Origin of the sequence: Enterococcus sp. S53 (assembly GCF_016516865.1) — a bacterium.
Classification (GTDB): domain Bacteria; phylum Bacillota; class Bacilli; order Lactobacillales; family Enterococcaceae; genus Enterococcus_D; species Enterococcus_D innesii.
The window spans coordinates 46,050-68,861 of record NZ_JACVUH010000011.1 but is presented as its reverse complement, the minus strand read 5'-3'; the positions used below and the strand labels follow the sequence as shown (position 1 = coordinate 68,861).

Sequence of the window (22,812 nt, the reverse complement as noted above, 5' to 3'; positions counted from 1 at the left end):
AATGAATATAGAAACACTACTACCTTTTGAACATATTGTTCTTGGTCTAGAGGCAACCACTAAAGAAGAAGTGGTCCGTCAATTAGCAAAAATATTAGTAATTGAAGGAATCGTTCAATCCGAAAATGAGTATGTTCAATCAGTTATGGAAAGAGAAGATCACTCGACCACAGGAATAGGCAATAATATAGCTATCCCTCATGGAAAAAGTCGTGCAGTTTCTGAACCCGCAATCGTTTTTGCTCGGTTAAAGGCACCATTAGAATGGCAATCTTTAGATGATGAACCGGTAACGGTTGTGATTATGCTTGCTATTCCTGAAGAATATCAAGGAGACACCCATTTACGGATTTTATCAGAAATTGCCATGAAATTGATGGATGAAGACATCACAGAAGCGCTGAAAAGCGAAACAGATAAAGAGATTATCGCGAAATTATTAAGCGAATAAAATGGAGAAAAGGGGAAAGACGAATGAAGAGAAAAATTATTGCAGTAACGGCGTGTGCCACAGGAGTTGCTCATACCTTTATGGCGGCACAGGCGCTAAAAAAAGCAGCAGCGAAACGTGGCGATTTAATCAAGGTTGAGACACAAGGAGCAACAGGTATCGAAAATGAATTGAACGAGCGGGATTGTCAAATTGGGGAAGTCGTGATTTTTGCCGTTGATACGAAAGTGAGAAATGAGGAGCGTTTCAATGGCAAAATGATTCTCAAAGTCCCGGTAGCAGCCCCTATAAAAAACGCAGAAAAAGTAATTGAAGATGCATTAAAGCTGATTGATCAATAAAGAGGAGGAAAATCAGATGAAAAAGTTGGCAAGTGAAATGAAAAATCATGTTTTAACAGGAATATCCTATATGATTCCTCTAGTGATTGCCGGAGCAGTTATCATGGCGATTTCTCGAGTAGGTGGATCAATATTTGGGATTGTCGATATTTGGGACGCCTCTCATGGAGAAAGTGCGAATACGATCATCCGATTACTCCATAGTTTAGATGGATTCGGAGGGATTGCGTTAGGATTGATGTTTCCCGTAATATCGGCATTTATTGCTTATTCGATTTCCGATAAGCTAGGGATTGCCCCTGGTCTTGTTGGAGGTATGTTAGTAAAAGACATTAACGCAGGCTTCTTAGGCGCAATTGTTTCAGGGTTGATCGCTGGGTACATCTGCTTGTGGATCAAAAAACATATCAAACTGCCAAAATCGATGGCATCGGTAGTTCCAGTGTTCTTAGTTCCTGTTTTAGGTACTTTAGTCACTGTCCTACTTGTGAACTATGTGATCGGTACACCATTTGCAGCTATCAATGTGGGCTTAGAGTCATGGTTGAATGGATTGAGTGGCGGAAATGCGGTCGTGATGGCGGCAGTTGTAGGGGCAATGGTTGGATTTGATCTTGGAGGGCCAGTAAATAAGGCAGCTGTGACAACCGCGATGGCTTTATTGACAAGTAACGTTTATGCACCAAACACTGCAGCGCAAGTGGCAATCATTATTCCACCAATTGGTTTAGGCTTAGCGACTGTTTTTGCCAAGAGTAAATACAATAACGAATTAAAAGAAGCAGGAAAATCGTCGATCATTATGGGTCTAGTAGGCATTTCAGAAGGAGCGATCCCATTTGCGGTGGAAAATCCACTAAAAGTGATCCCAGTGAATATGATTGGTTCAGCGATTGGTTCTGCAATGGCTGTAGGTCTAGGAGCTGTCAATACAGCCCCAATCTCTGGTTTTTATGGCTGGTTCACTGTAGAAAAATGGCCACTGTATGTTTTATCGATTGCTACTGGCTCATTATTCATTGCGATTTGTACAAGCTTGCTACGTTCAAAAGATGCGGGGAAAGAAACAGATACCACGATGGAAGAATTTGACGAAGCTGCTTGGGAAGAGCAGTGGGAAGCATAGCTATGACAAATGTACACATAGTAAACCACACCCATTGGGATCGTGAATGGTATTTTACTTCAATGGACTGTGTCGTTTTGAGTGATCAATTATTTAGTGATGTACTAAAAGAACTAAAGAGGCAACCGACTGCTTCTTTCGTGCTAGATGGACAAATGTCTATTCTAGACGATTATTTAGAACTCTATCCTGAGCGCTTGACTGAGGTCAGAGAGTTGATCGCCAATGGTCAATTGTTCATCGGTCCTTGGTACACCCAAACAGATGCCTTTTTTGCTTCTGGTGAGTCCATCATTCGAAATGCCATGATTGGTATATTTGATAGCAAAAAATATGGCAGCTATATGCCGATCGGCTATTTGCCAGATACATTTGGTTTTAATGCTCAAATGCCAACCATATTGAACGAAGTTGGACTTGATAACATTATCTTTTGGCGAGGCATCGATTTAGGGGAACAGGTCAAATCCCCTTACTTTAAATGGACGAGTTTAAGTGGGCAAGATTCACTGTATGCGGTGAATTTTCCTCAAGGATATGGTGCACAGCAGCAATTGGAGCCAACAAGCAGTTATGTAGATGGCAGACTCGATAGAGGTGTTGATTTTATTAAGAGCTACGCGAATGAACCTGAAATCTTGATTCCAACTGGAAATGATCAGTTAGGCATTGTTTCTGCCATAGAAGAAAAACTAACGAAAATCAATCAGCTTGGAAAATACAAGTATCAATTGAGCACCTATCCAGCATTTATGGAGATCGTCCGTCAAAAAGAACTGGAAGTTTATCAAGGAGAGTTTCGTGCACCGGTTTTTGCACGGGTTCACAAAACGATTGGTTCTGTACGAATGGATCTGAAACGTGAGATTTTTCGATTAGAAAACAAATTAGTTTTAGAAATTGAACCAATGTTAGTTATTGCGAAAGATTTAGGGATCGAATTAAGCAATCGCTTGCTAATGAAAGCTTGGAAAAAGTTATTTGAATGTCAAGCCCATGATAGTTTGGCAGGCTGTGTATCAGATAGTGTTGCACAAGATATCAGTCATCGGTTAAAAGAAATCAGTGAGATTTGTGAGAGCATTGAAAATTTGATTTTAAAAAGAATCAGTGAAGGACTCGCTTTACAAGCCAACCAATTTCTGATTCTTCATCCAACACCAGTGCCATTTCAAGGAGAGAAATTAGTTAAGATCGTATCCAGAACCAACAATATCAAGGTTATTGGAGCTGATTCATCTGTACTTGAAGCAGTGTATATCCCAAGCAGGAAAAATATTATGGAAGAAACTCCGGCTGGCAACCGTTTTATTGAAGAAGAGGGGTATTATCTGTTAACCGTTCAAGTGACCTGTGCCTTTTCAGGCCTTGGTTATCAAGTCCTTACATTTGAAGAGCAAGAGACAACTCCCGAATCGTCTTTAGATCAAAACACATGGATTAGAAATGGAAAATACATGCTTTCCTTTGAAGACGGCCACCTGATTTATTCAAATGGAAAACAACAGATCGTGGATTTCTTGTCGATCATCGATGATAGTAATGCCGGTGATACGTATGACTATTCGCCTATTTTGAATGATCAACCGATCACGCTTCGTTTTGCCAGCTGCAAAGGGAAGCAAGAAACATTGGCTTTGGAAGGAAGTTTACAGCTACCGTATACGATCGAAGAACGGATGAAAGGAATCGCCACCAAAACATTCGATTATACATTGACCCTCCAACTGACAAAAAATGGTGAGGTAAACGCAAAGCTACGTTTTAAAAATACGCTTTTAAATCATCGGATTCGAGTGAAAGCTCGATTAAACAAGCCGATAGAAAGAGCGGTTGCGGCCATTCAATTTGGCTATCTTGAAAAAAGAAATCAAACACTGGAAAATTGGCAAGAAAAATATGCAGAAAAACCTGTCAATATTGAACCATTTGAAAAACAAGTGGTTGTTTATGATCAAGAGAACGCCCTCGTTTTTTATAGCGAGCAGAGCAAAGAGTATGAATATATCGATGACTCCTTATATGTAACGGTACTAGCTACAACCGACTCTCTAGGAAAACCAGATTTGTTGTATCGACCAGGTCGTGCTTCTGGCGATACAACCAAAAAGGGACATATTATGATGGAAACACCTCTTGCTCAAATGGAAAACTATGAGATGGTCTTCGATTTTTCCCTAAGGGTCGCATCAACAGCTATTTCTGAAGATTTGTTGGCTACTTGGAAAACTGTTAAAGAACAGCCATCGATTTCTTATCAATTGCAAGATTTGAATTACTTTATTTATCGTATAGACAATAAAATTCAAAAGCGCATTGATCCATTATCTCTGACCGACATGTCTCTTTCTTTGTTGTCTTGCAGCTTAGAACCAGGTGTGGGAGTCAGTGCGCTCCATAATGCGTATTACTCTGAAGGAATCGTTGTCCGTTTCGTCAATTCAACGAACAAAGAACGTCCTCTTGAGCCCAAAAAATTATTTAATGGGTACGAATATCAGCGAATCAATGCCTTAGAAGAACCGCTTGAAGCGGATCAGATCATCCACGCTTATGGAGTAGCAACCTATTTATTAACTAAAAACTAGGAATAAAGAACACAAAATTTGTCGAGAAGGAATTGCTTCTGTAACGTTTTCCTCTACAAGATTTTGTGTTCTCGCTTTTTTACAATATTTAGAAGGAGTTTTTATGTCCGTACAACTTTTATTGCTTGCCTCACTGCCTGCACTAGGATGGGGCTTAATGCCAATCGTCGCTAAATTGATGGGAGGAAAATCAGAGGAACAACTGCTAGGAACAACAATCGCAGCCTTGATTTTCGGTAGTGTATTTGGTTTCTTGAATCAAGTGAGTTATGCCATGGTGCCATTTTTCATCAGTTTATTATCTGGGGTTTTTTGGGCTTGCGGACAATACTTCCAATTTATCGCTTTGGAGAAAGCGGAGGTTTCTAAAGTAATGCCCGTCTCCGTCGGGACCCAATTATTATTTGTTACATTAGCATCTGGCTTCTTTCTCAAAGAATGGACAGATTTAACGACTGCAATTTTCTCAATCATGGCATTAGGAGTCATTCTAACAGGTGTTTTCCTTGTAACTAAGACAACTCATCAGCAAACAGGCTTAACACAGCAAGTACTTCTTTATCTATGTTGTTCTTCAGCTTTTTTGATGCTATATGTGACAGTCACTGGTCTGTTTCAGATAAGTGGCGCACAGATTTTCTTGCCTCAGGCAGTAGGGATGTTTCTCGGGGGAAGCGTAATTTCCTTGAAAAGTAAGCAACAGTTGCATTTCCGCAAAATAATCCGCAATTTAGGTACTGGTAGCACATGGGTTATCGCGAATACTTCGTTATTCGCTGTATCGTCTTCTTTAGGTGTAGGCGTAACCTATTCATTTTCTCAAATGAGCTTACTTGTTGCTACTTATGGAAGTATTATTCTCTTAAAGGAACAAAAAGTTGGCAGAGAAAAGCAATTTGTAGCTCTTGGTAGCTTGCTCTATATTGTTGGTGTATTAGGGATGAGTTGGTTGAAATAACTTTGCACCTGAGCAATTTTAGTTAGTGACCAATAAAATAGCAGATAACAGTATAATCAATAGATGAAAAAAACATGAAATCAGTGAATGATTTCATGTTTTTTTTACCGCCCATTCTCCGTCTGTCGATAATCACTAGGCGAAATGCCGACTTTTTTCTTGAATAAACGGCTGAAATAGGCGGTGTTTTCAATGCCGATCGCCAATGAGATCTCTTTGATGGATAGCCGAGAATAGTGCAAAAGGTCTTTCGAGTAAGAGATGCGTTTGCTAATCTGGTACTCGATGGGGGGCAAGCCCATATATTTGGAAAACTCCTTGACGATTTGATACTTATTGATATGATACCTTTCCTCCAAAGATTCCAAGGTGATCCCTTGACGGAAATCTTCTTCTAGCTGGTCACGAATCTGCAAAATATAAAGCGGGATCTCACTATCCGAAAAGTCGAGATGATATTTTTGCAGGAGCAGTTCATTGAGCAGCTGATGGATCAAAACAGAGCTTTGGAAGGCAGTTTTCGCATTTGGTTCTGGCTGTAGCATCAATAAATCTTGTAAGACCAAGTGGATCGGATTTTGACGACTGCTGGCAGGATTGGTGTGAAAAACTGGACTGCCATTCTTTAGAAATTCATCATAAAATGCTGCGACATTGGCGCCATATAGATGGATCCAGTCCATTTCCCAGGGCTCTTGACTAACGGTGCGGTAGTACTGATAGTCTAGACAGTCGATAAAAAACACATCACCTGCTTTTAATTGATAGCTTTTACCTTTGTAGCGCAATTCACCGCAGCCGGACAATGTATATTTGATCAAATAAGAAGGCAGGTTCTCTCGTTCTGTAAAGTAAGGTTTGCTGGCTTTGAAATAGCCGATTTCTTGAATGTAATAGAAAAGTTCACGCTGCTTTTGGGTTGAAGTATTGATGTAACGCAGTGAATCGGTTGACCATGAGTGGTTGGCTTTTTCCCAGTAGTCCATCGGATCCTCCTTTTTACCAAGATTGTGCAAGTCTTTATCAAAATTGTGTGATGAAACTCGTTGATTGTCAAGCTAAAATTGAGGCAACAAGAATGAATCAGTGAATTGTAATCGATTTATTTTTAAACAAGATAATGAAAGGTGGAGACCAGTGAACACATTTATCGCAATCGATATCGGCGCATCAAGCGGTCGTCTGATGCTGAGCCGTTGGGAAAATGAGCAGATCACTTTAGATGAGATCCATCGCTTTAAAAACGGCTTTCGTCCCCATGACGGCTTTGACCGTTGGGCGATCGATTATTTGATCCAAGAGATTTTAGTAGGACTGCAAAAAGTGAAACAAGCAGGTATCAATGACTGCTTCGTCGGAATCGACACCTGGGCAGTGGATTACTGTTTGATCGATCAAGCAGGCGAGCGTTTAGGCGACCCAGTCGCTTATCGAGATAGTCGCACCAATGATGCGATCGCAACTTTTGGTCAGCGCTATTCTTTGCAAAAACTGTATGAGAAAACAGGCATTCAGCTGCAGCCCTTCAACACGATTTTTCAGTTAGCCGCAGAAGAAGCGCAACTGTTGCAAAAAGCCGACAAGCTGCTGTTGATTCCAGACTACTTGGGCTACGTTTTTACTGGTAAGATGGTCACGGAAAAAACCAATGCTTCGACGATGCAGCTTTTAAATGCCAACACCCAAACATGGGATGCAGAATTGTTAGCTGAGATCGGCGTAACAGAAGGCCTATTCCCACCTTTGGTTGATGCCGGGACGGTTTTAGGCGCACTGCAAACACAGAAGTTTCCAGCCTATGATTTGCCACAAGCGACCTTTGTCACTGTCGCTAGTCATGATACGGCGTCGGCGATCATCGGTACACCTGGAGAGGGTTCAGATTGGGGCTACATCAGCAGCGGGACTTGGTCATTGCTGGGGATCGAAACCAAAGTACCCAATGTTTCCCTTGCCGCCTTTGATGAAAATTATACGAACGAATGGGGTGCCCACAACACGATTCGCTTTTTAAAAAATATTATGGGCATGTGGCTGATCCAAGAAGTGGCTCGGCAGCAAGACTATCAGTATTCCTATGCAGAATTGGCGGAATTGGCGCAAGCAACGCCTGCTTTTCAACAGTTTGTCGATGTCAATGATCCTCGTTTTTTGAATCCAGAAAACATGATTACTGAACTGCAAGCGTATTGTCGAGAAACCCAGCAGAAAGTTCCAGAAACCGCAGGGGAACTGGCTCGCTGTGTGTATGATAACTTAGCGCTTTGCTATGCCAGTGAATTGCAAAAGCTGGAACAGCTGACAGGTACGACGAGCAAGCTGCAAAAACTGCATATCGTGGGGGGCGGTTCCAACAATCGCTTTTTAAATCAACTGACGGCTGATACTGCGCAGCTGACGATCGAAGCCGGCCCAAGTGAAGCAACGGCGATCGGTAATCTTTTAATGCAGATGATGAGTGCTGGCATCTTCACGTCGCTGGCTGAAGCACGCCGCGCGGTCAAACACTCATTTCCTTGCAGTGTTCATGAACCACAGCCTTTTGATCACAAGATTTTAAGCAACTATCAACGTTTTATAAAAGGAGTAGGAAAAAAATGACAACGATTCAACAGCGTTATGAAGAAGCTAAGACAGCATATGCCAAATTAGGCGTCGACACGGATGCGGTTTTGAAAAAATTAGCCGATGTGAAAATCTCGATGCATGTTTGGCAAGGGGACGATGTCCAAGGATTTTTGAGTGATGAAGCATTATCTGGTGGGATCTCTGTAACGGGGAATTATCCTGGTGCTGCCCATACCCCAGAGGAGTTGCGCCAAGATTTAGAAAAAGCCTACTCTTTGATTCCTGGAAAACACAAATTGAACCTTCACGCCATCTATTTAGACACCGAGGAAGCAGTGGATCTAAATGAATTGGAGCCGAAGCATTTTGAAAAATGGGTTGCTTGGGCGAAAGAACAAGGCTTAGGTTTAGACTTCAATCCAACCTTTTTCTCACATCCCATGTTCAAAGATGGCTTTACCCTTGCTTCACCAGATGAAGAAGTTCGTCAGTTCTGGATCGAACACGGCAAACGTTCTCGTCAAATCGCTGCTTATATGGGGAAAGAAACTGGGCAAGTCTGTGTCAATAATTTCTGGGTGCCAGATGGCTACAAAGACAACCCGATCGATCGTTTTACACCACGGGAACGCTTGATGACAGCATTAGATGAGATTTTTGCTGAAGAATTGCCAGCGGACTACACGGTAGATGCCGTGGAAAGCAAGTTGTTTGGTCTTGGTGCCGAAGCCTACACCGTCGGCTCTCATGAATTTTATATGGGCTATGGCTTGACACGCGATAAATTGATTTGTTTGGATGCTGGACATTTCCATCCAACCGAAGTGATCTCCAATAAACTGTCTTCATTGGCACTATTCAGCAAAGGCATTTTGCTGCATGTCAGCCGTCCTGTACGCTGGGATAGTGATCATGTCGTGATCATGGACGATGAATTGCAAGAGATTGGCCGCGAATTGGTTCGCAATGACTTATTACCAAAAACCAACATTGGGTTAGATTTCTTTGATGCGACGATCAATCGGGTCGCTGCGTGGGTGATCGGGACGCGCAATACTCAAAAAGCGTTGCTAAAAGCGATGCTAGAACCGATCGAAGAACTAAAAGCAATCGAATTGTCAGGTGATTTCACCACTCGTTTAGCCATGACGGAAGAATTAAAAGACTACCCGTATGCAGATGTTTGGAATTACTTCTGTGAAAGCCAAGGGGTACCAGCAGGTCTGGATTGGCTATCAGAAGTGAAAGCCTATGAAGAAACCGTCTTAAAAGCCAGAAAGTAGGAGAACGATGAAAAAGATTGATATTTTACAAGCGAATTTTGTACAAGAAATGATGGAAACGACAGCAAATCTTTACCGTTTAGGGTGGGATGAGCGCAACGGCGGCAATATTTCTTACTTATTAACAGAAGAAGAGATCTTGCCTTTCATCGATCCGCAAAGCGTCTTGCGGGAAATTCCCATGATTTTTGATGCCACTGCACTAGCTGGCAAGTACTTTATCATGACAGGTTCAGGAAAATACTTTAAAAATGTAGCGGCACATCCAGCGGAAAACCTTGGTGTGATCCGAGTCAAAGAAGATGGGCAAACATTGGAATTGCTTTGGGGCTTGGAAAATGGTGCGGTGCCAACGAGTGAACTGCCAAGTCATTTTATGAGTCATATCGCTCGCTTGTCGGTCGATCCAGAAAACCGAATCATCATGCATAACCACGCATCGCATCTTTTAGCCATGAGTTTTACCCATGAGTTGGATGAACGCAGTTTCACGAGGACTCTGTGGCAGATGTGTACGGAGTGCTTGGTGGTCTTCCCAGAAGGAGTTTCCATCATTCCTTGGATGGTTCCAGGAACGAACGAGATCGGCGAAGCAACAGCTGCTAAAATGAAAGAAACCCGTTTGGTCCTTTGGCCGCAACATGGGATCTATGGCGCCGGCAAAGATATGGACGAAGTCTTTGGCTTGATTGAAACGGCAGAGAAAGCTGCGGAAGTGTACACCTATGTCAAAGCACAAGGCCCAATTTTACAAACCATTACGGATGAAAATCTGAAAAAATTGGCTGACGCTTTCAAAGTCACTCCCCGAGCAGGCTATCTTGAGGTATAATCAATGGTAGAAGAATAGAAAAGGCTTTCAGTCTTTTCTATTTAAACTATATTGTGAATAAACAAACAAATGGAGGTAGGAAGAATGGCGAATAGAATGATTTTGAATGAAACATCGTATTTTGGAAAAGGAGCGATCGAGAACGTACCGACCGAATTCAAGGCACGAGGGTTCAAAAAAGCGGCAGTGATCACCGACAAAGATTTGGTGAAATTTGAAGTTGCGACCAAAGTGACGAAATTATTGGATGAAGCAGGTGTCGATTATGCGTTATATGATGGGATCGTGCCGAACCCAACGATCCAAAATGTCAAAGACGGCTTAGCGTTTGTCAAAGAAGCCCAAGCCGATTGCATCATCGCGATTGGCGGTGGTTCACCGATCGACACGGCAAAAGCGATCGCGATCATTGCTACGAATCCTGAATTCTCAGATGTGATTAGTTTGGAAGGCGTGGCAGACACGAAACATCCATGCTTGCCGATTTTAGCGGTACCGACAACTTCTGGAACTGCAGCCGAAGTAACGATCAACTATGTGATTACAGATGAAGAAAATCATCGGAAATTTGTTTGTGTAGATCCTCACGATATTCCTCTAGTAGCCTTTGTGGACAGCGATATGATGATGGGGATGCCGAAGAGCTTGGCAGCCGCAACGGGAATGGATGCCATGACCCACGCCATCGAAGGCTTCATCACTAAAGGCGCTTGGGAAATGACTGATATGCTGCACATCAAAGCAATCGAGATCATCGGCCGCTCATTGAGAGATTCCGTGAAGGGCGATCAAGCAGGACGAGAAGCAATGGCGCTAGGACAATACATTGCTGGTATGGGCTTTTCAAACGTCGGCTTGGGCTTAGTCCACGGCATGGCACATCCATTGTCCGCTTGGTATAACATTCCTCACGGAGTAGCGTGCGCGTCCTTGCTGCCAACCATCATGAAATACAACAAAGACTTTACGGGTGAAAAATACCGTGAGATCGCGATCGTTTTAGGCATTGAAGGGGCAGAAGCGATGTCACTTGAAGACGTCCGCGATGCTGCTTGCCAAGCAATCGATCAGTTAAGCAAAGATGTGGGCATTCCGGCGACCATTTCTGAATTGGGCGTCAAAGAAGAAGATATCCCAGCCATCGCCAAAGATGCCTTGAACGATGTCTGCACACCAGGCAACCCGCGGGATACGACTTTAGAAGAAATTATTGAGCTTTATCGTTCGTTGATGTAAAAAGCTCAAATCATTCCTTTCAATGAGAGTGATTATTTCGCTTACTGCACAAGCCGTTTAAACCTGGATTGTTCTTTAACGGGGGGTGAAGGGTTTCGATAAACGGCGTTTTCCTTCTCGTTTTATTGGAACTAGCAGCTTTTCTTTTCTTATTCCAACAGTTGAATAAGGAATATTGATGATAACACAGATTTTGTTACAGCCATTTTGAAAAATGGCTGTTTTTTTTGTCCTTAACGTTGTATTGTAATTCTTATTATCGATCGTCTTTGTCCCTTGAAGGGGACAAAGAATGATAGAACGCTTACATTTCCTAGTGCTATGATAAGTGTGTAGAAAGGAGAACGGTTACATGACTGTTATGGAACAACGAAAGAGAAAAATCATCCATATTCTTTCCAATACGAGAGAATTTGTCACAGCCGATGAACTATCCGCAGCGCTTCGACTTTCTACAAAGTCGATTTATCGCATCGTAAAAGCGATCAATGAGGATGCCGCGATTGACTATGTGATTCTCTCAGAAAAAGGGAAAGGTTACCGCTTAAGTTTCCATCATCAAGAAAAGCCCCAGAGTCAGAAAGCGGAAATGCCGAATGCGCTGACACCAGTGGAACGCCGTAACAAGGTGATGGAGGAGCTATTGCTTATTTCACCCAAAAGAAAGAATATTTTTTCCTTGTATCAGCCTTTTTATGTGAGTGAAACGGTCATCAACAGTGATGAGAAATTAATTTCTGAAGCTTTGCAGCGTTTTGAGCTGACGGTTTCCCGCAAAAATAAAATGATCGGGGTGAACGGTGCAGAAAAAAATATCCGTCGTGCATTGCAGGAGTATATCCAACAAACCCGCAATATCCGCTTGGATGATCTGCATGTGACGAATGAGGCGTTCAACCGTTATGATGCGGAGTTTGTTTTGCGACAGCTGAATTTGATTGAAAATCACCTAGGATTAGTAATACCACATCCTTATAACATTAATCTTTTTTCTCACCTGTATATCTTATTGCGACGGTTTCGCAAAGTAGGGAATTCGTTTAACGAGGATATTTTAGATGAGAAAGAGAAACAGCAAATGCAAGAAAACCCAGAGTTAGCCACCATCGCCAAGGAGATCATTGGCAATAGCGAAGAGTACTTGCATACGAAATTACCAGAAAACGAAGGCTATTATATGTATCAATACCTCGTCTCCTCACGGATGCAAAAGGCCACGGATGAATTAGAGGATCTGTCAGAACAAGTAAAACTGATTTCCAATGCATTTATAGAAAAAATGAGCACTCAGCTGCAGCGCTCATTTGAAGACGAGGAGTTATTCGGTAAATTGGCTCGCCATATCAAACCAATGATCAATCGGTTGCGACATGGCATCGAAGTCAAAAACAATCTTTTGGAGCAAATCAAATTAGAATACACAGATTTGTTTTTTGCTACCGAAGAGACTGCAAGAGAAATCTGCCAAGTGTACGATTTGCCAGCGCTCACAGAAGATGAAATCGGCTTTGTCACCCTTTACTTTGCTCAAGCGATCGAAGAACATCCTCAACAACTCAAGGTTATGATCGTCTGTACTACGGGAATCGGGACCTCCGAATTATTAAAAGTAAAAGTGCATAAGAAATTTCGTGAGTTGGCAATCACCGCTGTCCTACCTTCTCGTGATGTGGAAGCGGCTTTAAAGCAACACCCGGATACGGAGATGATCATCTCAACCGTTCAATTAACGATCGATAGTCCGATTCCGGTCGTGATCGTGAGCGCCATGCTGACGATGGAAGACCAAAAACGCCTTGAAGCGATGATTGGGAGGGTGAGAAATGACTAAATTCCCTTTGTCCCTTACGTTAGTTTCAACAGAAGCAGGAGAGACGAAAGTCGATGTTTTAAGGAAGATTGCAGCTGTTAGTCAAACAATCGGGCTGACGGAGAGCAAAACCCTGCTATTTGAAGCACTGCAAGCCCGAGAAGCGAGCGGCAATACGATGATTGCTGAAGATTTTGCGCTACCACACATTGAAAGTGATGTGGTGAAAAAAAGCGGAATCGTCCTAGTCAGAGGTGAAAAAGTCCTTTGGCAGGGAACGCTGCAAGCAAAAACAATTTTTGCGATCCTGATGAAGACTGACGAAACAACCGCGGTGAAACAGGCAGTCATCCGTTTAATGAAATGTTTCGCCTATGAAGAAAATCTGCAATTCATTGCAGAAAAATCAAAAGAAGAAATCGAAGCCTTCCTTCTCAACCAACGCGGCTGACGGGAATGAATGATCAATTCAGTAAGGCAAGAGGTACTCAACTAGAGGAGGAAAACGAATGGATATTTCAACAGTGATTGATCCAAAAATAATCAAAACCAACATGGAGGCAGCTTCTAAAGAAGAAGCCCTGCAGCAATTGAGTCAGCTTTTATATACCAATGAGTACTTGACGGATCAGGCAGCATTTTTAAAAGATGTCTATGAGCGGGAAGCAGTTGGTCAAACAGGGATTGGTAATTACATTGCTATTCCCCATGGAAAAAGTGCTCATGTGAAGGAGATCGGCGTAGCAATCGGGGTTTTAAAAGAAGAGATCCCTTGGGAAACGTTGGATGGCAAGGGAGTGAAAGGAATTATCTTATTTGCCGTCGGTGATGACACGGAAGGAGCGCAAAAGCATTTGAAATTGCTCTCTTTGTTCGCTCGGAAATTAGGAAATGACGAGGTGACGGCTGCCTTGTTGAAAGCAAAAGAGCCGCAGCAAGTGATTGAAGCATTTCAAGGATAACAGAAAATTTAAGGAGGAATTATTTATGAAAATCGTCGGCGTATGTGCATGTACAGTAGGGATCGCTCACACTTATATTGCTCAAGAAAAGTTAGAAAATGCGGCTAAAAAGGCAGGTTACGAGATCCATGTGGAAACACAAGGAACGATCGGTCGTGAAAATGAATTGTCACCTGAAGCGATTGCGGCTGCAGATGTCGTGATTTTAGCAGTTGACGTCAAAGTAGCAGGACGTGAACGATTTGAAGGGAAACGGATCATTCAAGTGCCGACCGAAGTTGCCATCAAGTCCCCAAGCAAATTGTTGGAAAAAGCCAAAGAGGTCGTCCAACAGCAGGCGGTCTAAGCAAACCGAAGGAGGAAGGAAACTATGGAAAAAATCAAAGCATTGAATTTAAAAGGACATTTGTTGACAGCCATCTCCTATTTGATTCCAATCGTCTGCGGTGCCGGATTCTTGATTGCCATTGGCATGGCTTTCGGCGGCACCAGCCAGGGACAACTAGTGCCAGGTGAATTTACGATTTGGGATGCTTTAGCTACGATGGGAGGCGCGGGACTCGGGTTGCTTCCAGTGGTCATTGCGACAGGAATTTCTTATGCGATTGCCGAAAAACCGGGGATCGCGCCAGGGTTTATTATTGGTTTGACAGCCAATGCCATTGGTGCAGGTTTTATTGGGGGAATTTTGGGCGGCTACTTAGCTGGATATCTAGTAATTGCTATTTTACGATTTATTAAAGTACCAAATTGGGCGAAAGGCTTGATGCCGACATTGATCATTCCCTTTTTGACCTCTTTGATCGGTGGTCTGATCATGGTCTATATTATCGGTACACCGATCACTGCCTTTACGAACTTACTGACGAACGCACTAAATAGCTTAGGCTCCTCTTCATTATTGGTTTTTGGTGCCGTCATCGGCTTGTTGAGCGGCGTTGATTATGGTGGACCAATCAATAAAACGGTCTTTGCTTTTGTTCTGACGATGCAAGCAGAAGGGATCAATGGACCGATCACTGCACTGCAATTAGTCAATACTGCAACACCGATCGGCTTTGGTTTAGCATTCTTTATTGCAAAACTGTTCGGCAAAAACATCTATACGCCTGTAGAAGTGGAAACTTTAAAATCTGCCGTACCAATGGGTGTGATCAATATCGTTGAAGGGGTGATCCCAATAGTTATGAACGATATCGTCCGAGGGCTGATCGCAACAGCTATTGGCGGCGCTGCTGGCGGGGCTGTTTCAATGGTCTTAGGAGCAGATGCAACTGTACCGTTTGGTGGTGTGCTGATGCTGCCGACCATGACTCGTCCGTGGGCTGGGGCAGTAGCTTTGCTGGTAAATATAGTAGTGACTGGGATCACCTTGGCTTTGATCAAGAAAAATGTCACTGAAGAACAAGTAGCTGCGCAAGCAGAAGTGGAAGAAGAAGAAATCGATTTAGATGATATTCAAATTTTCTAAAAAAGCGATTCAATTGGAAGAAGAGTCGTTCCTCTCAGTAGAAGACTGATTGAGGAGAAAGGATAAGTCTATGAACAAAGTTGAATTTTCACCGTCATTGATGACGATGGATCTAGATAAATTTAAAGAACAAATCACTTTTTTGAATGACCAAGTTGACTCCTATCATATTGATATTATGGATGGTCATTACGTACCCAATATTTCCCTATCCCCATGGTTTATTCAAGAGGTCCGCAAAATCAGTACGTTGCCTCTGTCCGCTCATTTGATGGTCACTGAACCTGCTTTTTGGGTGCAGCAGCTGATCGATATCAACTGTGAATGGATCTGTATGCACGCTGAGGTTTTGGATGGATTAGCATTTCGTCTGATCGATCAAATCCATGATGCTGGATTAAAAGCCGGGATCGTTTTAAATCCTGAAACGCCAGTATCGGTCATTTTGCCTTATATCGATCTTTTGGATAAAGTCACGATCATGACAGTTGATCCAGGGTTTGCTGGCCAACGCTTTATTGAAGGGGCATTAGATAAAATTGTTGAACTGCGGGAATTACGGGAAGAATACGACTATCACTATGTCATTGAAATGGACGGTTCCTCCAATCGGAAATCCTTCAAACGGATCGATGAAGCCAATCCAGACATCTATATTGTCGGACGCAGTGGATTGTTTGGTTTAGATGACGACATTGCCAAAGCATGGTCGATCATGGTCGCAGATTATCAAGAAATGACTGGAAAAGTTTTGAGCAGCTGAGCAAAGCCGAAAGCAAAAGAACCGGACGACCAAAGTTAGGACTGTTAAAAAGAGGAGCATTCGTTACCTATTAGCCAGTAAACTTTGGACGTCCGGTTCTTTTTTATTGTGAAAAGGCAGTGAATAGAAACATGCTGGCTGAAGAAAGTGAAGGAGGCAATTTAATTGAAAAAACTATTTGATAAAATCGATCAATTAGGAGTGAACACCCTTCGTACATTAAGTATCGAAGCTGTACAAAAAGCCAATTCAGGACATCCGGGATTACCGATGGGGGCAGCACCCATGGCCTATGCCTTGTGGACGAAACACTTGAAAGTCAATCCAACAACTTCTCGCAACTGGGTGGATCGTGACCGCTTTGTTTTGTCTGCTGGACATGGTTCGGCACTATTGTACAGCTTGTTGCACGTGTCTGGTTACGATGTGACCATTGAGGATCTAAAAAACTTCCGTCAATGGGATAGCCGCACGCCAGGACATCCAGAAGTCGATCACACAGACGGCGTGGAAGCAACCACTGGACCTTTAGGACAAGGGATCGCTATGGCAGTCGGTATGGCGATGGCCGAAGCCCACTTGGCGGCAACCTACAATCGCGACAAGTATCAAGTCATTGATCACTATACTTACGCTTTATGTGGCGATGGGGACTTGATGGAAGGTGTTTCGCAAGAAGCTGCATCCATGGCGGGTCACATGAAATTAGATAAACTGATCGTCTTGTACGATTCAAATGACATCTCCCTAGATGGTCCGACCACAAAAGCCTTTACAGAAAATGTCGGTGCGCGTTTTGAGGCGTATGGCTGGCAACATATTCTCGTTGAAGACGGCAATGATTTAGAAGCGATCTCAAAAGCAATCGACGAAGCAAAAGCTGAAAGTGACAAACCAACCTTGATCGAAATCAAGACTGTGATCGGATACGGTGCGCCAAATCAAGGCACCTCTGCCGTTCATGGTGCGCCGATCGGTGCCGAAGGCATTTCTGCAGCAAAAGCGATTTATGGCTGGGAGTACCCAGAATTTACTGTACCTGAAGAAGTTGCCGCGCGCTTCAAAGAAACCATGATCGATGAAGGGCAAAAAGCTGAAGCAGCTTGGAACGAAACCTTCCGTGCCTATGAAGCAGCCTACCCAGAACTTGCTGCGCAATTCAAACAAGCCTTTGCGGGTGAATTGCCAGCAGATTGGGATGCAGCATTACCAAGCTACGAAGTTGGCAGCTCACAAGCTAGTCGAGTATCCAGCAAAGAGATGATCCAAGCCTTATCCCAAGCCGTCCCTAGTCTCTGGGGTGGATCGGCTGACCTTTCTGGATCCAACAATACGATGGTTGCAGCAGAAAAAGACTTTGAACCTGGCCAATACGAAGGCCGCAACATTTGGTTTGGCGTCCGAGAATTTGCGATGGCGGCAGCGATGAACGGCATCCAATTGCATGGCGGTACGCGAATCTATGGCGGAACCTTCTTCGTCTTCGTTGATTACTTGCGTCCAGCGGTACGCTTGTCTGCGATCCAGCATGCGCCTGTGATCTATGTCTTGACGCATGACTCCGTGGCGGTTGGAGAAGATGGACCGACGCATGAGCCGATCGAACAATTAGCTAGCGTCCGTTGCATGCCAAATGTCCAAGTGATTCGTCCAGCAGACGGCAATGAAACCCGTGCTGCTTGGAAACTGGCCATGACAACAACCGATAAGCCAACGGTCTTAGTCTTAAGTCGACAAAACCTACCAGTGATCGAAGGCACGCAAACCGGTGCAGATGAAAATGTCGCAAAAGGTGGCTATGTGATTTCAAAACAAGCCGGTGAAACACCAGCGGGTATTTTGATCGCCACAGGTTCTGAAGTGAATCTTGCGATCCAAGCACAAGCTAAATTGGCAGAAGAAGGCATCGATGTATCGGTGGTCTCCTTACCAAGCTTTGATCTGTTTGAAGCACAAAGCTCAGAATACAAAGAAAGCGTCTTGCCAAAAGCAGTGAAGAAACGGGTAGCGATCGAAGCGGCTTCCCCATTTGGTTGGGAACGTTACACCGGTTGCCATGGAAAAGTGATCGCGATCGATCATTTCGGTGCATCAGCACCTGGTGACAAAGTCTTAGCAGAATTCGGCTTCAGTGTTGAGAATGTCGTGAATACTTTCAACTCACTATAATCAAAAAACAGGCGATCTTTAGAGGGAACACTCCTTTGAAGATCGCCTGTTTTTGTTTACTAAAGAAGCATGGCTAAATCTGCGCTTAATTTTTCTCTATTGTTAAAAGGAGCCATGAAATCATCTCTCGATAGCACTCATCAGCGCTCGCATTTGGTGTCCGATCAAAGTCATGCTGATCTAAGTCGAGCCAAAGTGTTTTGGCATGGGGGACTTGTGCAGCGAAAGCATCGGATGCGCTAAAGGGAACATCTGGATCTTTTTTGCAATGAACGACAAAGCAAGGAGGAAAATCTAGGTAAGCGGCAGCAGGGATCGCCAAGGCTGCTAGCTGTTCTCGATTCCCTAAATAACGCTGCCAGTTGCCATATTGACGGGCGGAAAGGTACAAAGGGAATCGTTTTTCTAACGTGCCGTGGGTGATGGGTTGGCTTTCGATCATGGCTTCAGCGGCGAGTGGTGGAACTTTCGGAAATTGTGTGTAAAAGCGTGCCGGCTGCAAAAATTCTTTACAAAACAACTCTTGGTAACCGTAAAATCGGATCAACCCCTTTTGCTCCGAGTGCTTTGTGCGTGCGGTCAGTAAGGTTGCTAAAAAACCGCCGGCGGAGCGACCGAATAGAACATACTCATTTGTACCAACGCCGCTGAACTGCCAGCCTTCGGCCAAAAACCACGCCACTGCCTTTTTTGCATGAAGGTAGATATCGTGTAGCGCTACTTCGGGAGCCAGTGGATAATCGAACAGGTAAAGGCTAACACCCGTAGCCAGCAATTGGTGGACATAATCCTGCGGAAGGTCTTCCCGCTGACCATAGAGGAAGCCACCACCATGAAAATACAAAAGGCTGATCCGAGGCTGCGCTGCTTTTAGGATCGTCACTTCTAACGGCAAAGTGCCATAGGTGCCAAATTGGATTTTTTCTGTTTGCGCAAAGGCATTTTTAGGATAAACCATTGTTTTCTTCCTTTCTCTTCTTCGATAGTATAAGGAAGAGTATAGGAGAAGGAAGCGGTTTAAAAAACAGCGTTATGACTAAAAATAGAAACGGTTTTGTCGAAAGTGAACAATGATGTCCGTCAGTAACACGCTTACAATAACCGTATAAATCAAAGGAGGCAGAACAATGGAGTTGAAAAAAGAAGTAGCGGCAATGATCGATGCACTATCTCAGATTGGGAGTGATCCAACTGGAGGAATGACTAGACTGCTTTATACCGATTCATGGAAAGAAGCGCAATCATTTGTAGAAAAACAATTAAAAGAAACTGGCTTAACGACGTCCTATGATGCAGTCGGCAATCTCTTCGGCAGAATGGAAGGCAGCCAGTATCCAGAAGAAACGATTCTTTCAGGGTCACATATCGATACCGTCGTCAACGGCGGCACATTAGACGGTCAATACGGGGTCGTTGCTGCTGCTTTAGCAATCAAGTATTTAAAAGAGACCTATGGGCAACCTTTACGCTCCTTGGAAGTCATCTCAATGGCAGAAGAAGAAGGCAGTCGTTTTCCAACCGTTTTTTGGGGAAGTAAAAACTTTGTCGGAGAGGCCAAAAAAGCCGATGTTGAAGCGATCGCAGATTTTGAAGGCAATCGCTTCGTGGCAGAGATGCAACGCCAAGGCTTTGATTTTCGCGACCCACAAAAACCGGTTCGATCAGACATCAAAGCCTTCGTGGAAATCCATATCGAACAAGGCAGTGTTTTAGAAAAAGAAAATTTGCAGATCGGTGTCGTCAATAGTATCGCTGGTCAAAAGCGCTACACCTTTGTTTTAAAAGGACAAGCCAATCATGCAGGAACCACACCGATGGGCTATCGCCAAGATGCTGTGTATGGTTTTTCCAAAATGTGTGCCGCAGTGATCGACCGTGGCTTAGAGCTTGGGGATCCATTAGTAGTGACATTCGGTAAAGTTGAGCCAAAGCCAAATACGGTCAACGTGGTTCCTGGTGAAGTGTTGTTTACGATGGATTGTCGCCATACTGATGGGCAGCTATTGGATGCCTTTACTGCTGAAGCAGAACAGATCATTCAAGCGATCGCCCAAGAGCACGACCTGACAGTGGAGATGGACCTATGGATGGATGAACGCCCAGTGCCGATGGACGATACGATCGTTGCCACGGTGGAACACGCGGTGAAGCAAACTGGCAAACGCTACAAAGTCATGCATAGTGGGGCGGGGCATGATTCCCAAATCATTGCACCACATTTTCCAACTGCGATGCTGTTTGTACCAAGTATTGATGGGATTAGCCACAACCCAGCCGAAGCAACGACTATCGAAGATTTAGTAGCTGGGGTTGAAGTTTTAGCAGCTTCCCTTTACGAGCTAGCATACAAAGAATAGAAAGCAGGGACACACATGGGATATAAAAATAATAATACGGGCTATTTAGATGGATTGTTGCAATCACGAGCAGTCATTAGAAAAAATAATTTTGCGATCTTGCCGCATGATGGGTTAGTGAATAATGTCATTCCAGGCTTTGAAAACTGTGAATGTTCGATACTCGGCACACCAAAATTAGGGGCGTCTTTTGTCGATTACATCATTTCATTCAAAAAAGATGGCGCCAACCAATTGGGCTTCGGCGGTCCAGAGATCGAGAGTTTCTTGTATGTCATCTCGGGCAAACTGGAAGTAAGTGATGGCAAAGAAACCCATACATTGACGGACGGAGGCTATATCTATCTGCCTGCTGGAGAAAAACTGTATATGAAAAATCTCCAAGAAGAAGCGACAGAAGTGTTCTTGTATAAGAAGCGTTACCAACCGTTAGAAAATCACCAATCCTACAAAGTAGTGGGGAATCTTTCAGAGTTGACACCGATCCAATACGAAGGGATGGCAGACGTCTTGCTTTGGGATTTCTTACCGAAAGAGTTGGGCTTTGACATGAATATTCATATCCTTTCCTTTGAACCAGGGGCAAGTCATGGCTACATTGAGACCCACTATCAAGAACACGGGGCGTACTTACTGTCAGGTAAAGGGATGTATAACTTAGATAATGAGTGGTTCCCGGTGGAAAAAGGCGACTACATTTTCATGAGTGCCTATGTACAGCAAGCGGCCTATGGTGTTGGTCGTGACGAACCATTGACCTATATTTATTCCAAAGATTGCAACCGCGATCCGGAAATTTAAAGGAGTTTAGAAAATGGAAGAGACGGTTATTGTACAGTCACAAGAGTTACAGCAATTGATCCAAAAAAAATTAGCGGCTGCTGGTTTGTCTGAAGCGCACGCAGCCATCGTTGCAGAGCATTTAGTCTTTGCCGATGCCAGCGGGATCCACTCTCATGGGGCTGTACGGGTAGACTATTACGCAGAGCGGATCGCTAAAGGTGGAATGAATCGCACTCCACAGATCACGTTTGAAGAGACTGGGCCGAGCAGCGGGATCGTTCACGGTCAAAATGGCGCAGGGCAGGTCGTTGTATTAGAAGCGACAAAGCATGCCATTGAGATGGCCAAACGTTCTGGGATCGCGGCAGTTGGTGTACGGAAAACGAGTCATAGTGGGGCGCTATCCTATTATGTCAAAAAAGCTGCAGAAGCTGACTTGATTGCATTATCTATGTGCCAATCAGATTCAATGGTGGTTCCTTTTGGCGGCAAAGAAAATTATTTTGGTACCAATCCAATCGCATTTGCCGCACCACGAAAACAGGGGGCACCGGTGGTCTTTGATATGGCAACGACGGTCCAAGCGTGGGGCAAAATATTAGACGCTCGCTCCAAAAATAAAGAGATTCCTGCAACATGGGCCGTTGATGCCCATGGCAAGCCAACAACGAATCCGCATCATGTTCATGGGTTATTGCCAATCTCAGGACCAAAAGGCTTTGGGTTGATGATGATGGTGGATATCTTGTCTGGAATGCTTCTTGGGCTGCCTTTTGGCAAGCATGTTTCCTCTATGTACAACGATCTGACGAAAGGCCGCGACTTAGGGCAATTTATTTTGCTGATCGATCCGCAACGTTTTACAGATTTAGACACATTTAAAGAGTCGGTGGAAACGATGATCGAAGAGCTGCACGATATACCAGCTGCTGAACAGTTCCAGCAAGTCTATTATCCAGGCGAGATCAATCAACTAACTTATGAAAAATATATGGCAGAAGGTATTCCTATCGAAAAGAACATTTATCGCTATCTCATTAGCGACACGGTTCATTTTGACCAGTATTCTGGGTCAGATGCCTTTGCACAGACAGGAACAGGAGAGTGAGGAGAC

Annotated in this window: 21 protein-coding genes; 19 read left to right on the top strand and 2 right to left on the bottom strand. The window is 43.8% G+C overall.

Annotation, left to right across the window (positions count from 1 at the left end):
• The first annotated feature begins 1 nt into the window (after position 1).
• From IAE45_RS13315 to IAE45_RS13295, 5 genes are all read left to right on the top strand, one after another.
• Entirely contained in the window at positions 2–451 is a 450-nt protein-coding gene (locus IAE45_RS13315) for a PTS sugar transporter subunit IIA (protein WP_200126594.1), read from the top strand.
• Positions 452–474: 23 nt separating this feature from the next.
• Positions 475–792 (top strand): PTS fructose transporter subunit IIB, encoded by a 318-nt coding sequence (locus IAE45_RS13310; RefSeq protein WP_005234408.1) that lies wholly within the window; start codon positions 475–477, stop codon positions 790–792.
• Positions 782–1,918: a PTS fructose transporter subunit IIC gene (locus tag IAE45_RS13305; protein WP_200126592.1), complete on the top strand. Its 1,137-nt coding sequence runs from the start codon at positions 782–784 to the stop codon at positions 1,916–1,918. Before IAE45_RS13310 ends, IAE45_RS13305 begins: the two co-directional genes overlap by 11 nt.
• A gap of 2 nt (positions 1,919–1,920) precedes the next feature.
• On the top strand, positions 1,921–4,506 hold the full coding sequence (locus tag IAE45_RS13300; protein WP_200126590.1) for an alpha-mannosidase: 2,586 nt from the start codon (positions 1,921–1,923) through the stop codon (positions 4,504–4,506).
• A 103-nt stretch (positions 4,507–4,609) separates the two neighbouring features.
• The gene (locus tag IAE45_RS13295; RefSeq protein WP_200126588.1) at positions 4,610–5,464 is read left to right on the top strand and encodes a GRP family sugar transporter; all 855 of its coding nucleotides are present in this window, start codon (positions 4,610–4,612) and stop codon (positions 5,462–5,464) included.
• A 104-nt stretch (positions 5,465–5,568) separates the two neighbouring features.
• Here the strand turns inward: IAE45_RS13295 and IAE45_RS13290 are convergent, their stop codons facing one another.
• The gene (locus tag IAE45_RS13290) at positions 5,569–6,450 is read right to left on the bottom strand and encodes an AraC family transcriptional regulator (RefSeq protein ID WP_200126586.1); all 882 of its coding nucleotides are present in this window, start codon (positions 6,448–6,450) and stop codon (positions 5,569–5,571) included.
• Between the two features lie 199 nt (positions 6,451–6,649).
• Between IAE45_RS13290 and rhaB the strand changes: the two genes are divergently transcribed.
• The 11 genes from rhaB to tkt all read left to right on the top strand — a co-directional run bounded on the left by rhaB (position 6,650) and on the right by tkt (position 18,558).
• Positions 6,650–8,065, top strand: coding sequence for a rhamnulokinase (rhaB, locus tag IAE45_RS13285; protein ID WP_233619065.1), 1,416 nt, complete (start codon positions 6,650–6,652; stop codon positions 8,063–8,065).
• Positions 8,062–9,315 carry an L-rhamnose isomerase gene (gene rhaA / locus IAE45_RS13280; protein ID WP_144771426.1) on the top strand — a complete coding sequence of 418 codons (1,254 nt, stop codon included), beginning with the start codon at positions 8,062–8,064 and terminating at the stop codon, positions 9,313–9,315. The genes rhaB and rhaA overlap by 4 nt, the downstream gene beginning before the upstream one ends.
• A 7-nt stretch (positions 9,316–9,322) precedes the next feature.
• Positions 9,323–10,147, top strand: a complete 825-nt coding sequence (gene rhaD / locus IAE45_RS13275) for a rhamnulose-1-phosphate aldolase (RefSeq protein ID WP_200126582.1) — start codon at positions 9,323–9,325, stop codon at positions 10,145–10,147.
• Positions 10,148–10,231: 84 nt separating this feature from the next.
• Complete coding sequence (gene fucO / locus IAE45_RS13270; RefSeq protein ID WP_077452875.1) at positions 10,232–11,383, top strand: lactaldehyde reductase; 1,152 nt, start codon at positions 10,232–10,234, stop codon at positions 11,381–11,383.
• A gap of 352 nt (positions 11,384–11,735) precedes the next feature.
• A complete protein-coding gene (locus IAE45_RS13265; protein WP_140966522.1) occupies positions 11,736–13,214 on the top strand; it encodes a BglG family transcription antiterminator in 1,479 nt (492 codons plus the stop codon).
• Positions 13,207–13,644 carry a PTS sugar transporter subunit IIA gene (locus IAE45_RS13260; protein ID WP_140966521.1) on the top strand — a complete coding sequence of 146 codons (438 nt, stop codon included), beginning with the start codon at positions 13,207–13,209 and terminating at the stop codon, positions 13,642–13,644. Before IAE45_RS13265 ends, IAE45_RS13260 begins: the two co-directional genes overlap by 8 nt.
• Positions 13,645–13,702: 58 nt before the next feature.
• A complete protein-coding gene (locus IAE45_RS13255) occupies positions 13,703–14,155 on the top strand; it encodes a PTS sugar transporter subunit IIA (protein ID WP_074536500.1) in 453 nt (150 codons plus the stop codon).
• A 25-nt stretch (positions 14,156–14,180) separates the two neighbouring features.
• Positions 14,181–14,501 carry a PTS fructose transporter subunit IIB gene (locus IAE45_RS13250; RefSeq protein ID WP_008380953.1) on the top strand — a complete coding sequence of 107 codons (321 nt, stop codon included), beginning with the start codon at positions 14,181–14,183 and terminating at the stop codon, positions 14,499–14,501.
• A gap of 24 nt (positions 14,502–14,525) precedes the next feature.
• Complete coding sequence (locus IAE45_RS13245; protein ID WP_005234436.1) at positions 14,526–15,626, top strand: PTS fructose transporter subunit IIC; 1,101 nt, start codon at positions 14,526–14,528, stop codon at positions 15,624–15,626.
• A gap of 70 nt (positions 15,627–15,696) precedes the next feature.
• The gene (gene alsE / locus IAE45_RS13240; RefSeq protein ID WP_086294769.1) at positions 15,697–16,389 is read left to right on the top strand and encodes a D-allulose 6-phosphate 3-epimerase; all 693 of its coding nucleotides are present in this window, start codon (positions 15,697–15,699) and stop codon (positions 16,387–16,389) included.
• Between the two features lie 165 nt (positions 16,390–16,554).
• On the top strand, positions 16,555–18,558 hold the full coding sequence (tkt, locus tag IAE45_RS13235; RefSeq protein ID WP_200126580.1) for a transketolase: 2,004 nt from the start codon (positions 16,555–16,557) through the stop codon (positions 18,556–18,558).
• An 85-nt stretch (positions 18,559–18,643) separates the two neighbouring features.
• Here tkt and IAE45_RS13230 read toward each other — a convergent pair whose 3' ends face one another.
• Positions 18,644–19,516, bottom strand: coding sequence for an alpha/beta hydrolase (locus IAE45_RS13230; protein ID WP_140965766.1), 873 nt, complete (start codon positions 19,514–19,516; stop codon positions 18,644–18,646).
• Positions 19,517–19,685: 169 nt separating this feature from the next.
• Here IAE45_RS13230 and allC point away from each other — a divergent pair, with 169 nt between their 5' ends.
• The 3 genes from allC to allD are packed head-to-tail and all read left to right on the top strand — an operon-like array spanning position 19,686 to position 22,806.
• A complete protein-coding gene (gene allC, locus IAE45_RS13225) occupies positions 19,686–20,915 on the top strand; it encodes an allantoate deiminase (protein WP_140965767.1) in 1,230 nt (409 codons plus the stop codon).
• Positions 20,916–20,930: 15 nt separating this feature from the next.
• Positions 20,931–21,716 carry a (S)-ureidoglycine aminohydrolase gene (gene allE, locus IAE45_RS13220; protein WP_081117457.1) on the top strand — a complete coding sequence of 262 codons (786 nt, stop codon included), beginning with the start codon at positions 20,931–20,933 and terminating at the stop codon, positions 21,714–21,716.
• A 13-nt stretch (positions 21,717–21,729) separates the two neighbouring features.
• Complete coding sequence (allD, locus tag IAE45_RS13215) at positions 21,730–22,806, top strand: ureidoglycolate dehydrogenase (RefSeq protein ID WP_096741530.1); 1,077 nt, start codon at positions 21,730–21,732, stop codon at positions 22,804–22,806.
• The last annotated feature ends 6 nt before the right edge of the window (positions 22,807–22,812 follow it).